The following is a 12,455-nucleotide window of genomic DNA, read 5'->3' as shown; positions in this document are numbered from 1 at the left end:
CCCATGACTTTCACCGCCGTCCTGCGCTGCCCTCGCAGCAAGATGCTGGGCGTGGCCATGGCCACCAGCTCCATCGCCGTTGGCAATCGCTGCCCCGTGGTGGTGCCGCGCATGGGCGCGGCGGGAGTTCAGGCGATCGCCGATCCGCGCCTCACCCTCACCTGCGCGCGCCTCATCGGGCTTGGCCTGCACGCGCCCAAGGTGGTGGAGGAGTTGGCGACGGGCGACCCCGAGCGTGACTTGCGGCAGATTGGCGTGGTGGATGCCTATGGTCATGCGGCGGGCTTCACCGGTGCCGGCAATGGCGTGCACGCCGCGCATATCCTGGGCCCGGGCTTCGTCGCCATGGGCAACGCGCTGGCCAATGACGGCGTGGTGCCCGCCATCGCCGCCTCGCTCACCGCCAGCGTGGAAGAGCCGATCGAAGTCCGGCTGATGCTGGCGCTGGAGGCCGGGCGCGATGCAGGGGGCGAGCACAAGCCGCTCAACTCCTCCGCCATGCTGATCTACGCGGATGAGCCCTTCAGTTATCTCGACCTGCGCGTGGATCTGCACGACACGCCGGTGCACGAACTCCGCAGCATCCTCGACCGCTTCCGCCCACTGCTGCCCTATTTCCAGGAGCGCCCCTACAACCCGCGCCTGGCCACGCACAGCAAATGGCTGGCCGACAATGGCCACCCGCCCGCGCATCGTTGACGAAGAGGAGCCCCGCATGCAGCGCCGCGATGCCCTGATCCTGGCTGGAACGCTCGCAGCCCCGGCCATCCACGCGCAGGAGGCCTTCCCCGGCAACCGCACGCTGACGCTCACGGTGGGTTTCGCCCCGGGCGGCGTGGGTGACATGGTGATGCGGCAGCTCTCGGAATCCGCGCGCGCCAAGCGCGGTGTGCAGACCGTGGTGGATTTCCGCCCCGGCGCCGGCAGCGCCCTCTCGCTGGACCGCATCGCGCGCGCCACCCCGGATGGCACGCAGGTGGCGTTGGGCTCGGTCAGCGCGCTCTGGATCATCCCGCACCAGCAGCAGCTGGGCTATGACCCACGGCAACTCACCGGCCTCGGCCAGATCAGCGGCCATCCGCTCGCCGTCTATGTGAAGACCGACAGCCCGCTGCGCAGTTGGGCCGATCTGCTGGCCTATGCGCGCAGCAATCCGGGCAAGCTCAGCTGGGGCACCACGGGCTCGCGCGGCTTCGCCGAGGTGCTGGTGGAGGCCGCCTTCCGGCATGAGGGCGTGCAGACCAGCACGGTGCCCTTCCGCGGCGGGGCGGAGGCCATCGCTTCTATGATGGGCGGCCATATCGACGCCGTCGCCTCGGCGGATTTCGGGCCGCTCCTGGCGCAGGGCGCCGTGCGGCTGCTGGCCGAGACCGGCCCCAACAAGGTGCCCGGCCACCCGGATGTGCCGACCTTCCGCGAACTCGGCTACCCGCTCTCCGACGCCGTGGCCTATGGCGTGGTCGGCCCGCCCGGCATCCCGCGCCAGGCGGTGCTCTGGTGGCAGGAGGTGATCCGCGAGACCACACAGGACCCGGCCTTCATCGAGGCCCTCCGCCGCATCTACGCCGTGCCGGATTATCTGGACGCCGAGGCCTATACGCGCGCCATCCGCGACGGCTATGCGCGCTTCGGTGCCGCCCTGCGCGGCTGATCTCGAGGCAGGGGCGATCGGGCTTGTCGGTGTTGAGGATCCTGATCGCTGCGGCCTGTCTCGCCGCCGCCAGCCTGCCCGCCGCCGCCCAGCCCGCCGCGCCGGCGCCGGGCCACCCGCACGAGCCGCTGAGCCTGGCGGCGCTGGCACGCATCGCGCAGAACCCGCTCGCCAAGGTCTATAGCGTGCCCTTCCAGAACAACACGAATTTCGGCATGGGGCCGCGCAAGCAGACGGAGAACATCCTCAACATCCAGCCGGTGCTGCCCTTCGGCCTCAATGACGACTGGAACCTGATCACCCGCACGGTCTTTCCCGTCACCTCCCAGCCCGGCCTCACCCCGGGGCAGGGCAGCAGCTTCGGGCTGGGCGCCACGCAGGGCTCCTTCTTCCTCTCGCCGGCGCGGCAGACGGCGGGCATCGGCTGGGGTGCGGGGGTGCTGGTGCAGGCGCCGAGCGTGACCGATCCGGCGCTGGGCAGCCGCGTCTGGGGCGCCGGGCCGTCCGGCATCGCGCTCGCCATGCGCGGCCCGTGGGTGGTGGGCACGCTGCTGAACAACGTCTGGTCCTTCGGCGGCGGGCCGCAGGATGCCTACAACACCTTCACCTTCCAGCCGCTGATCAACTACAATTTTGCGCATTCCCCGGGCACCTATCTCTCCACCCAGCCGCTCATCACGGCGGATTGGCTGGCGCCGCCGGGGCAGCGCTGGACGGTGCCGGTGGGCCTCGCGCTCGGGCAGGTCTTCCGCGTCCATGGCCAGCCGATGAACGCCAATCTCGGGGCCTATTACAACGTGATCCGGCCGGACAACGCGCCCGCCTGGCAGGTGCGCTTCCAGCTTGTTTTTCTCTTTCCGCGCTGAATCCGCGGCAGCTTGCGGCACCTCAAGGCGTGGGTCCAAGCTGCCGGTGCATGGTTCGCCATGCGACGCATTGGCAGCGAGGTTGAGCATGACGGCCGTTCCCCTCCATCGGGCTGCAGCAGCGCTCCTGTGCGTCGCCGCGTGCCCCGCCCTGGCGCAGCCGCATGCGGAGGACCCGAACAGCACGGCGGCGTTGGCGCGGGCGGTGCAGAACCCGGTCGCCAACATGTCGAGCCTGCCCTTCCAGAACAACACGAACCTGGATGCGGGCCCGCGCAAGCACACGCAGAACATCCTCAACATCCAGCCCGTCGTGCCCTTCTCGCTCAACAGCGACTGGAACCTGATCACCCGCACCATCCTGCCGGTGATGTCGCAGCCGGGCATGATGCCGGGGCAGGGCACCAGCTTCGGCCTGGGCGCCACGCAGTTCACCGCCTTCCTTTCCCCCGCGCGGCCGACCGATGGCCTCATCTGGGGCGCCGGCCCGATCATCCAGGTGCCGACGACGACGGATCAGGCGCTGGGCAGCAACATCTGGGGCGCTGGCCCTTCGGCCGTAGCGCTCACCATGCGCGGGCCCTGGGTGATCGGCGCGCTGGTGAACAATGTCTGGTCCTTCGGCGGCGCGCGGCACAACTCCTACAACACCTTCACCACGCAGCCCTTCATCAACTACAACTTCCCCCATTCGCCGGGCACCTATCTCTCGAGCTCGCCGATCATCACGTCGAACTGGATGGCGCGCAGCGGCCAGCAATGGACAGTGCCGGTGGGCCTGGCACTCGGGCAGGTCTTCCGCGTCTCGGGTCAGGCGGTGAACGCGCAGCTCGGCGCCTATTACAACGTGGTCCGGCCGGATGATGCCGCCTCCTGGCAGATCCGCTTCCAGGTCTCCTTCCTCTTCCCGCGCTGAAACCGGCTGACCTCGACGTAACGCGGGCGACACGGAATCGTGATGGCGCATCGGCCTTATTTTTTCGCATGATGCCGATTGTAAGTCGCCCGGCCCGGCCCTTCGGGGGCGATGCCGACGGCGCGGGTCGACCACCACACGGCGATCCTTCGCCAGAAAGAGGAAGGACAACAGGATGACGATCTCACGCCGCTCCGCGCTGGCCGGGATGGGCCTCATGGGCATGGTGCCCGCCACCGGCGCGCTGGCCGAGGGCCTGCGCCTCTTCGAGGGGATGGAGGATTTCTGGCTGGCCAGCGAAGCCTATGTCTATGGCTATCCGCTCGTCACCATGGAGATGACGCGCCGCATCATCACCAATGTGCCGGCCGTGCAGGGCACGCGCGGCCCGATGGGGCACATCATCAAGCTGCGCGAATATCCGAATTCCAGCTTCCGCGACGTCACGGCGCCGAACGCCGACACGCTCTACACCACCTCCTTCTTCGATGTGGGGCAGGAGCCGATGGTGCTCTCGCTGCCCGACATGAAGGGGCGCTACGCGCTCTTCCCGCTGCTCGATGGCTGGACCACGGTGTTCCAGGTCCCGGGCAAGCGCACCACCGGCACAGGGCCGCAGGTCTATGCCATCACTGGTCCCGGCTGGCGCGGCACGCTGCCGCCCGGCGTCACTGAATACAAGTCGCGCACCAACATCGTCTGGCTGCTGGGCCGCATCTACTGCACCGGCACGCCCGAGGATTACCGCGAGGTGCATGCGCTGCAGGACCAGGTCTCGCTGGTGCCGCTCAGCGCCTATGGCCGGCCCTATACGCCGCCGCCGGGCCGCGTGGACCCCGCGATCGACATGCGCACCGCGGTGCGTGACCAGGTGAACCGCATGAGCGCGGTGGAGTACTTCACGCTGCTGGCGCAGCTGATGAAGCAGAACCCGCCCAATCCCGGCGATGCGGAGCACGTGGCGCGCTTCGCCCGCATCGGCCTGGTACCCGGCCAGGATTTCGACGCGAGCAAGCTGCGCGCCGATTTCGTGAGCCGCATCCCCTCCGTCTCCTTCGATCGCATCATGATCCAGTTCCGGATCAACCCCGCGGTCACGAACAAGAATGGCTGGGCCTTCACCACGCGCACCGGCATCTATGGCACCGACTACCTGATGCGCGCGCTGATCACCGCCATCGGCCTCGGCGCCAACCGCCCGCAGGATGCGGTCTATCCGACCTCGCAGAAGGACGCGCATGGGCACGATTACAGCGGCGCCAACCGCTATGTGATGCGCTTCCCGCCCGGCCAGCTGCCGCCAGCCGACGGCTTCTGGTCGCTGACGATGTACGACGCCGACTACTTCTTCGTCGCGAACCCGATCAACCGCTACTCGATCAGCGCGCGGCAGGATCTGAAGCGCAATCCGGATGGCTCGGTGGACCTGCTGATTCAGCACGCCTCACCAGGCGCGGATCGCGAATCCAACTGGCTCCCGGCACCCGCGGGCAAATTCGTGCTGATGATGCGCCTCTACTGGCCGCGCGAGCATGACCCTTCGATCCTGGATGGCAGCTGGACCATCCCGGCCGTCAACAAGGTCTGATCGGAGCCTCGCAGACTCATCGCGGAGAGCTGGGGTTTGAGGCCCCAGCCGCCGGAGGCCCTTCCTGGGTGTTACCCCCGCGCGACCTGGCTGCCGGCGACGGCAGCGAGGTTCGCGATGCCGCGCGCCGTGACACTCGGCGTGAGGACATGGATGGGCTTGTTCATCCCCAGCAGCATGGGCCCGACCTGAAGCCCATCCGCCACTGCCTTCACCAGGTTGAAGGCGATGTTGGCCGCATCGATGTTCGGGAAGACCAGCAGATTGGCCGTGCCTTCCAGGGGCGAATCCGGCACGGCGCGGGCGCGGATCAGCGGCACCAGCGCGGCATCCGCGTGCATCTCGCCATCCACCTCGAGATCGGGTGCCGCGGCGTGGATCAGCTTCAGCGCCGCGCGCATCTTCCGCGCCGAGGGCGCGCCCGAGGCACCGAAGGAGGAATGGCTGAGCAGCGCCACCTTGGGCGTCAGCCCGAAGTTGCGCACCTGCTCGGCCGCGAGCAGCGTCATCTCGGAGATCTGCGCGGCGCTGGGGTCCACCAGCAGATGCGTATCCACGAAGAAGAGCGTGCCGTTCTGCGTGATGACGGCGGTGCAGGCATAGGCGCGGCTGACCTCGGCGCGCGCGCCGATGATGCCGAGCGCGTGTTCCCACTCGCTCATCCAGTCGCCATGGCCGCCGACGATGGCGGCATCGGCGTGGCCCGCCTCCAGCAGCAGGCCGGCCACGACCGTCGGTCGGGAGGCGACGCGGCGCTTGGCCGCCGCGGGCGTGATGCCGCGCCGGCAGACCTTGGACTGGTAGAGCTCCACCAGGGGCGCGAACAACTCCGGCTGCTCCTCCGGATGCATCACGCGCACCGACTGACCGAGCGCCATGCGCAGGCCGAGCGCCTTCAGCTTCGCCTCGATGACCGACGTGCGGCCGACCAGGATGGGCTCGGCCGTGCCTTCGTCCAGCACGGTCTGCACGGCGCGCAGCGTGCGTTCATCCTCGCCCTCGGCGAAGACGATCCGCGCGGGCCGGCGGCGGGCGGATTCCTGCACCGGCCGCATCAGGTTGCCGGAGCGGAAGACGAAACGGCTGAGATCGGCGCGATAGGCCTCGAAATCCGCGATGGGACGGCGGGCCACGCCGCTGTCCATCGCGGCCTTGGCGACCGCGGGCGCGACCTCCAGGATCAGGCGCGGGTCGAAGGGCTTGGGGATGATGTATTCGGGCCCGAAGACCGGCGCCGTGCCGCCATAGGCCGCGGCCACCACCTCGCTCGCCTCCACGCGGGCGAGGGCCGCGATGGCCTCGACCGCGGCCACCTTCATCGCCTCATTGATCGTGGTGGCGCCCGCATCCAGCGCGCCGCGGAAGATGAAGGGGAAGCAGAGGACGTTATTGACCTGGTTCGGGTAGTCGGTCCGTCCCGTCGCCACGATCGCATCCGGCCGCGCGGCGCGCACCGCCTCGGGCAGGATCTCGGGGTCGGGGTTGGCGAGGGCGAGGACGAGCGGCTTGGGCGCCAGCTTGTGCAGCCACTCGCCCTTCAGCACGCGGGGCGCGGAGAGGCCCAGGAACACATCCGCGCCGTCCAGCACCTCGGGCAGGGTGCGGGCGCTGGTGTCCTGCGCGTAGCGCGCCTTGGTGTCATCCAGGCCGGGGCGGCCCTTGTAGACCACGCCCTCGATGTCGCAGACCGTCACGTTCTCGCGCTTCAGGCCCATGGTCAGCAGCAGGTCGAGGCAGGCCAGCGCCGCCGCCCCGCCGCCCGTGTTCACCAGCTTCACATCGGCGAGGTTCTTGCCCTGCAGCAGCAACCCGTTGCGCACGGCAGCGGCGACGATGATGGCGGTGCCGTGCTGGTCATCGTGGAAGACGGGGATGTTCATCCGCGCGCGCAGCCGGGCCTCGATCTCGAAGCATTCGGGCGCCTTGATGTCTTCCAGGTTGATGGCGCCGAAGCTGGGCTCCAGCGCGGCCACGACCTCGACGAAATGATCGATCTCGTTGGCCTTCACCTCGATATCGATGGAATCGATGCCGGCGAAGCGCTTGAAGAGGACAGCCTTGCCCTCCATCACCGGCTTGGATGCGAGCGGGCCGATATTGCCCAGGCCCAGCACCGCCGTTCCATTGGTGATGACGGCGACCATGTTGCCGCGCGTGGTGTAGTCCCAGGCCTTGGCGGGATCGGCCGCGATTTCCTCGCAGGCGGCGGCGACGCCGGGGGAATAGGCCAGCGCCAGGTCGCGCTGGGAGGCCATGCGCTTGGTGGGCTCGATGGCGAGTTTCCCCGGCCGCGGGAAGCGGTGGTAGTCGAGCGCGGCGCGGCGGAAATCATCGTCCATGGCGAACCCTTTCTGAACCTCCGGCAAGATGCGAGGTAATGGGCGCAGCCGCAACCGCTCGCGCATCCCGCCCCACGGAGTGGGCGGCCGGCGTCCGGGGGTCTAAGAGGGCGTGCATCCGGCCGCATGGCGGCCTGCGCCGCCCAATGGCCTGCGATGTCGGGGAGGCCCGTGGCGCGGCGAAGCCAAGCCCACGGAGTGGGCGCCCGGCGTCCGGGGGTCTATGAGGGCGTGCATCCGGCCGCATGGCGGCCGGCGCCGCCCAATGGCCTGCGATGTCGGGGAGGCCCGTGGCGCGGCGAAGCCAAGCCCACGGAGTGGGCGCCCGGCGTCCGGGGGTCTAAGAGGGCGTGCATCCGGCCGCATGGCGGCCGGCGCCGCCCAATGGCCTGCGATGTCGGGGAGGCCCGTGGCGCGGCGAAGCCAAGCCCACGGAGTGGGCGCCCGGCGTCCGGGGGTCTAAGAGGGCGTGCATCCGGCCGCATGGCGGCCGGCGCCGCCCAATGGCCTGCGATGTCGGGGAGGCCCGTGGCGCGGCGAAGCCAAGCCCACGGAGTGGGCGCCCGGCGTCTGAGGGTAAGAATATGGTGCGGTCGAGAAGATTCGAACTTCCAAGGGGTTTCCCCCACCAGCACCTCAAGCTGGCGTGTCTACCATTCCACCACGACCGCAGACGAGAGCGTCCTAGCGCATGATCCCGCCCTGTTCAACCGACCCAGACCAAAATCCTTCGGGGCCAGAACCGCAATGGCGGATCAGCGAGGGCCTCACCCCTTATCCCGAGGCGCTGGCCGCGATGGAAGCCCGCGTGGCCGCGATCCGCGCGGGAAGCGAGGCCGAGACGGTCTGGCTGGTGGAGCATCCGCCGAGCTACACCGCCGGCACCAGCGCCCGGCCCGAGGAGCTGATCGAGCAGCGCTTCCCGCATTACGCGGCGGGCCGCGGCGGGCAATGGACCTATCACGGGCCGGGCCAGCGCACCGCCTATGTGATGCTCGACCTGACGCGCCGCCATGGCCGCGTGCCGCCGCGCGACGTGCGCGCCTATGTGCATGGCCTCGAGGAATGGATGATCCGCGCGCTCGATCGCTTCAACATCCGCGGTGAGCGGCGGGAAGGGCGTGTCGGCATCTGGGTGGTGAAGCCGGGCCTGGGCGAGTTCAAGATCGGCGCCATCGGCGTGCGCGTCACGCGCTGGGTCTCCTGGCACGGGATCGCGCTGAATGTGGAGCCGGACCTCGCGCATTTCGGCGGCATCGTCCCCTGCGGCATCGCCGAGCACGGCGTGACCAGCCTGCATGACCTGGGCGTCCTGGCGACGATGGAAGAGGCGGATGCGGCCCTGATGGCGGCCTGGGACGAGGTGTTCGGCACGGGCGCGGGTGTCTGATTCGCGCCACACTGGCGGCTGGCTGTCACTGTTGGGGTGCCAGAACGCTTGACACAGCGACCGGAACGAATGTCCAATCAAATTGACAGTTGATTTGTCAATCTAGATTGACATTCTGGGCAAGGTCAAGATCGCAATGGGACACGACCCACAGGCGGAGATCGCGCGGCCCTGCGCCGCCGCCCTGCCGTGTGCCCATCCGCACCGCCCCACCCCCCACTGCTTCCGTCCTTGGCGCGCGGTCCTCCCGCGCGAAGCCTGGGTGCCGAAGCCCCGAGGAACCCGCTCCTGGGTTCATCACGCAACGTCCACAGGTCTCTAAAGGAGGGACTGAACCATGTCTGACGAAAGCAAGGTCTGGCCGACCGGCCTGACCGTCGGGGAGGCGGAAGAACTCCACCGCTACCTGATCAGCGGGACGCGCACATTCGGCTTCATCGCCGCCTGCGCGCATTTCCTCGCCTACACCCTCTCCCCCTGGCTCAAGTAGGAGGAGGCCCCCATGATCAATGGCAAGATGTGGCTGGTGGTGAAGCCCACCGTCGGCATCCCCCTGATGCTGGGCGGCGTGGTGGTCGCCTCGCTCGCCGTGCACACGGCGATCCTGGCCAACACCACCTGGTTCCCCGCCTTCCTGCAGGGCAAGCCGCGCGCCGCGGCGAGCCTGAATGACGGGAACGCCCCCGCCGTCGCGCTGGCAAAGCCGGGAACACCGGCCGAGTTCGCCTCGCTCGCGGTGAAATAGGGCCAGGCCCGTCCTGGCTTGACGGGGGGCCGGCCCGCTTGGACCGACCCCTCACCCCCTCCCCCGAACAGGGCCCGCACGGGATGAACGGCGCATGAACCCGCTCTCGCGCAAGGTGATCGAAGGCTGGGCGCGGCTCGGCCCGCGCTTCCTGCCCTTCGCCGACGCCGCCACGCCCGAGATGCCGCTCTCGCGCCTGCTGCGGCTTTCGCTCTTCCAGGTCTCGGTCGGCATGGCGATGGTGCTGCTGATCGGCACGCTGAACCGCGTGATGATCGTGGAACTCGCGGTCCCGGCCTCGCTTGTCGCCATCATGCTCTCGCTGCCGCTGGTCTTCGCGCCCTTCCGCGCGCTGATCGGCTTCCGCTCGGACACGCACCGCTCCTTCCTCGGTTGGCGGCGGGTGCCCTTCATCTGGCAGGGCACGCTGATCCAGTTCGGCGGCCTCGCCATCATGCCCTTCGCGCTGCTCGTGCTGGCGGGCGAGGGGGAGGCCATGGATGCGCCGCGCTGGATCGGCCTGGCCGGCGCCGGCCTCGCCTTCCTCATGGTCGGCGCGGGGCTGCACACCACGCAGACGGTGGGCCTCGCCCTGGCGACGGACCTGGCACCGCCCGAGGCTCAGCCCAAGATCGTCGGCCTCATGTATGTGATGCTGCTGGTCGGCATGATCGGCAGCGCCATCGTCTTCGGCGCGCTGCTGGCCGACTTCACGCCGGGCAAGCTGATCCAGGTGATCCAGGCCTCGGCCGTGGTGACCCTCGTCCTGAACACGATCGCGCTGTGGAAGCAGGAGGCGCGCAACCCCGCGCGCACCGCCTTCCATCTGCCCGAGCCGAGCTTCCGCGAATCCTGGGGCAGCTTCATCGAGGGCGAGCAGGCGCTGCGCCGCCTCGCGGCGCTCGGCCTCGGCACGGCCGCCTTCTCCATGCAGGACGTGCTGCTGGAGCCCTATGGCGGCCAGATCCTGGGCCTCACCGTCTCCGCCACCACCACGCTGACCGCGAGCCTCGCCCTGGGCGGCCTGATCGGCTTCAGCTACGCCTCGCGCGTGCTGAGCCGCGGCACGGACCCCTTCCGGATGGCCAGCAACGGCGTGATCTGGGGCATCCCCGGCTTCGCGCTGGTGATCCTGGCCGCACCCCTGCAGGCGCCTGTCCTCTTCGGCCTGGGCGTGCTGCTGATCGGCTTCGGGGGCGGGCTGTTCAGCCATGGCACGCTGACGGCGACCATGAACCTCGCGCCCCGCGACCAGGTAGGCTTGGCGCTGGGCGCCTGGGGCGCCGTGCAGGCGACCGCCGCCGGCGCCGCGATGGCGCTGGGCGGCGTAATCCGGGATGTGGTGAGCAGCTGGGCCGGCCCCAAGGGGACCGGCGCCATGCTGGGCTATGCCAGCGTCTATGCGCTGGAGATCGTGCTGCTGCTGGCGGCGCTGGTGGTGATGCTGCCGCTGCTGCGTCGCCGGGGCGTGACGGCCCAGGCGATCTGAAGGCGGGGTCCGGAGGCAGGCGCCCCCGGATCAGCCCTTACCGCCCGCGCGCGAGAAACCCGCGCTGCGCCGGCGCCGCCGGGCGCTTCCGCCCCGCATCGCCAAGCGGCTTCACCCAGGCGCGCTCCGGCGCGGCGGGCCGGTTCGGCGCGCGCGGCTCGTCGCGGTGGTGCTCGCGGCGGTCATGGTCGCGCCCGCCGCCATGCTCACGCGCGCCATGCTCCCGCTTCGGCGCGCGCTGGTTCTGCTGCGGCGCGCCGCCGCGGCCGCGCTGCGGGCGCGTCGGCACGGCGCGGTCATTCAGCGGCACCGTCGGGTTGGAGCGGCGATCCTCGCTGTCGATCTTCTGGCGCGTCACCTTCTCGATGGCGCGCAGCAGGCCGACCTCATCCGGCGCCACCAGCGCGATCGCGACGCCCGAGGCGCCGGCGCGCGCGGTGCGGCCGATGCGATGGACGTAGGTCTCGGGCACTTCCGGCAGCTCATGCTGGATGACGTGCGTGACTTCCGGCACGTCGATGCCGCGGGCGGCGATGTCGGTCGCCACCAGCACCGGCGCGCGGCCGGACTTGAACTCGGCCAGCGCCCGCTCGCGCTGCGACTGGCCCTTGTTGCCATGGATCGCATTGGCGGCGATGCCGTCCTGCTCCAGCGACTTCACGATCTTGTCCGCGCCATGCTTGGTGCGCGAGAAGATGAGCACGCGGCCCACGCCCTCGCCGCGCAGGATGCCGGTGAGTGCGGCGCGCTTGCCCGCGCCATCCAGGAAGATGACCTTCTGGTTCACGCGCTCGGCCGTGGTGGAGACGGGGGTGACCTCCACGCGGACCGGGTCGATCAGCATGTCGGCGGCGAGGCGCGCGATGTCGGGCGGCATGGTCGCGCTGAAGAAGAGCGTCCGGCGCTCCTTCGGCACGGTCGCGACGATCTTGCGGATGGCCGGCAGGAAGCCCTGGTCGAGCATCTGGTCGGCCTCGTCCAGCACGAGGATCTGCGTGTGGTCCAGCCGGGCATGCTTGGTGCCCATGTGGTCCATCAGGCGGCCGGGGGTGGCGACCAGCACGTCCACGCCGCGGGCCAGCGCCCGCTGCTGCGGCACATGGCCGACGCCGCCGAAGACGGTGGCGACGGAATAGCCCATGTGGCGGCCATAGGTCTTGAAGCTCTCGGCGATCTGGCTGGCCAGCTCGCGCGTCGGGCTCAGCACCAGCACGCGGCAGCCGCCGCGCGGCGGGTGGCCGCCCATTTCGGCCAGGCGATGCAGGATGGGCAGCGCGAAGGCGGCGGTCTTGCCGGTGCCGGTCTGCGCGATGCCCAGGATGTCACGCCCCTGCAGCGCGGCGGGAATCGCCTGCGCCTGGATGGGCGTGGGAGTGGTGTAGCCGGCCTGTTCCAGCGCGCTCAGGAGGAGCGGGTTGAGGCCGAGTTCTTGGAAAGTGGTCATGATAAATCCAGCTGCGCGGCGCGCGCT

General features: G+C 69.7%; 11 protein-coding genes and 1 tRNA gene. 9 read left to right on the top strand and 3 right to left on the bottom strand.

All coding sequences use genetic code 11. The features are described from left to right. The first annotated feature begins 3 nt into the window (after positions 1-3). From R9Z33_RS22730 to R9Z33_RS22710, 5 genes are all read left to right on the top strand, one after another. Complete coding sequence (locus R9Z33_RS22730; RefSeq protein ID WP_318648858.1) at positions 4-699, top strand: DUF1028 domain-containing protein; 696 nt, start codon at positions 4-6, stop codon at positions 697-699. Positions 700-715: 16 nt separating this feature from the next. Next, a complete protein-coding gene (locus R9Z33_RS22725; RefSeq protein ID WP_318648857.1) occupies positions 716-1,651 on the top strand; it encodes a Bug family tripartite tricarboxylate transporter substrate binding protein in 936 nt (311 codons plus the stop codon). A gap of 32 nt (positions 1,652-1,683) precedes the next feature. Continuing rightward, entirely contained in the window at positions 1,684-2,517 is an 834-nt protein-coding gene (locus R9Z33_RS22720) for a hypothetical protein (protein ID WP_318648856.1), read from the top strand. Positions 2,518-2,605: 88 nt separating this feature from the next. Next, on the top strand, positions 2,606-3,433 hold the full coding sequence (locus R9Z33_RS22715; protein WP_318648855.1) for a hypothetical protein: 828 nt from the start codon (positions 2,606-2,608) through the stop codon (positions 3,431-3,433). Between the two features lie 175 nt (positions 3,434-3,608). After that, complete coding sequence (locus R9Z33_RS22710) at positions 3,609-5,021, top strand: DUF1254 domain-containing protein (protein ID WP_318648854.1); 1,413 nt, start codon at positions 3,609-3,611, stop codon at positions 5,019-5,021. 71 nt (positions 5,022-5,092) lie between these two features. On the opposite strand, the gene R9Z33_RS22705 is transcribed toward R9Z33_RS22710, so the two are convergent. Then, positions 5,093-7,360, bottom strand: coding sequence for an NADP-dependent malic enzyme (locus tag R9Z33_RS22705; protein ID WP_318648853.1), 2,268 nt, complete (start codon positions 7,358-7,360; stop codon positions 5,093-5,095). A 585-nt stretch (positions 7,361-7,945) separates the two neighbouring features. Continuing rightward, a tRNA-Leu gene (locus tag R9Z33_RS22700) sits at positions 7,946-8,031 on the bottom strand. Between the two features lie 20 nt (positions 8,032-8,051). On the opposite strand from R9Z33_RS22700, the gene lipB reads away from it, so the two are divergent. From lipB to R9Z33_RS22680, 4 genes are all read left to right on the top strand, one after another. Further along, a complete protein-coding gene (gene lipB, locus R9Z33_RS22695) occupies positions 8,052-8,750 on the top strand; it encodes a lipoyl(octanoyl) transferase LipB (protein ID WP_318648852.1) in 699 nt (232 codons plus the stop codon). A 337-nt stretch (positions 8,751-9,087) separates the two neighbouring features. Continuing rightward, positions 9,088-9,240, top strand: coding sequence for a light-harvesting protein (locus tag R9Z33_RS22690; protein WP_318648851.1), 153 nt, complete (start codon positions 9,088-9,090; stop codon positions 9,238-9,240). Positions 9,241-9,252: 12 nt separating this feature from the next. After that, positions 9,253-9,495, top strand: coding sequence for a light-harvesting protein (locus R9Z33_RS22685; protein WP_318648850.1), 243 nt, complete (start codon positions 9,253-9,255; stop codon positions 9,493-9,495). 94 nt (positions 9,496-9,589) lie between these two features. Then, positions 9,590-10,984 (top strand): PucC family protein, encoded by a 1,395-nt coding sequence (locus tag R9Z33_RS22680; protein WP_318648849.1) that lies wholly within the window; start codon positions 9,590-9,592, stop codon positions 10,982-10,984. Between the two features lie 37 nt (positions 10,985-11,021). Here R9Z33_RS22680 and R9Z33_RS22675 read toward each other — a convergent pair whose 3' ends face one another. Further along, positions 11,022-12,428, bottom strand: a complete 1,407-nt coding sequence (locus tag R9Z33_RS22675; protein WP_318648848.1) for a DEAD/DEAH box helicase — start codon at positions 12,426-12,428, stop codon at positions 11,022-11,024. Positions 12,429-12,455 lie beyond the last annotated feature (27 nt).

This window comes from Sediminicoccus rosea (assembly GCF_033547095.1).
In the GTDB taxonomy this organism is placed as follows: domain Bacteria; phylum Pseudomonadota; class Alphaproteobacteria; order Acetobacterales; family Acetobacteraceae; genus Roseococcus; species Roseococcus rosea.
This window is presented reverse-complemented; position numbering and strand designations above follow the sequence as displayed.

Excerpts from the sequence above, each read along its gene's own strand:
- R9Z33_RS22710 (WP_318648854.1), top strand. The coding sequence starts at position 3,609 with ATGACGATCTCACGCCGCTCCGCGCTGGCCGGGATGGGCCTCATGGGC.
- lipB (WP_318648852.1), top strand. The coding sequence starts at position 8,052 with ATGATCCCGCCCTGTTCAACCGACCCAGACCAAAATCCTTCGGGGCCA.
- R9Z33_RS22685 (WP_318648850.1), top strand. The coding sequence starts at position 9,253 with ATGATCAATGGCAAGATGTGGCTGGTGGTGAAGCCCACCGTCGGCATC.
- R9Z33_RS22675 (WP_318648848.1), bottom strand. The coding sequence starts at position 12,428 with ATGACCACTTTCCAAGAACTCGGCCTCAACCCGCTCCTCCTGAGCGCG.
- R9Z33_RS22715 (WP_318648855.1), top strand. The coding sequence starts at position 2,606 with ATGACGGCCGTTCCCCTCCATCGGGCTGCAGCAGCGCTCCTGTGCGTC.
- R9Z33_RS22705 (WP_318648853.1), bottom strand. The coding sequence starts at position 7,360 with ATGGACGATGATTTCCGCCGCGCCGCGCTCGACTACCACCGCTTCCCG.
- R9Z33_RS22730 (WP_318648858.1), top strand. The coding sequence starts at position 4 with ATGACTTTCACCGCCGTCCTGCGCTGCCCTCGCAGCAAGATGCTGGGC.
- R9Z33_RS22690 (WP_318648851.1), top strand. The coding sequence starts at position 9,088 with ATGTCTGACGAAAGCAAGGTCTGGCCGACCGGCCTGACCGTCGGGGAG.
- R9Z33_RS22725 (WP_318648857.1), top strand. The coding sequence starts at position 716 with ATGCAGCGCCGCGATGCCCTGATCCTGGCTGGAACGCTCGCAGCCCCG.
- R9Z33_RS22680 (WP_318648849.1), top strand. The coding sequence starts at position 9,590 with ATGAACCCGCTCTCGCGCAAGGTGATCGAAGGCTGGGCGCGGCTCGGC.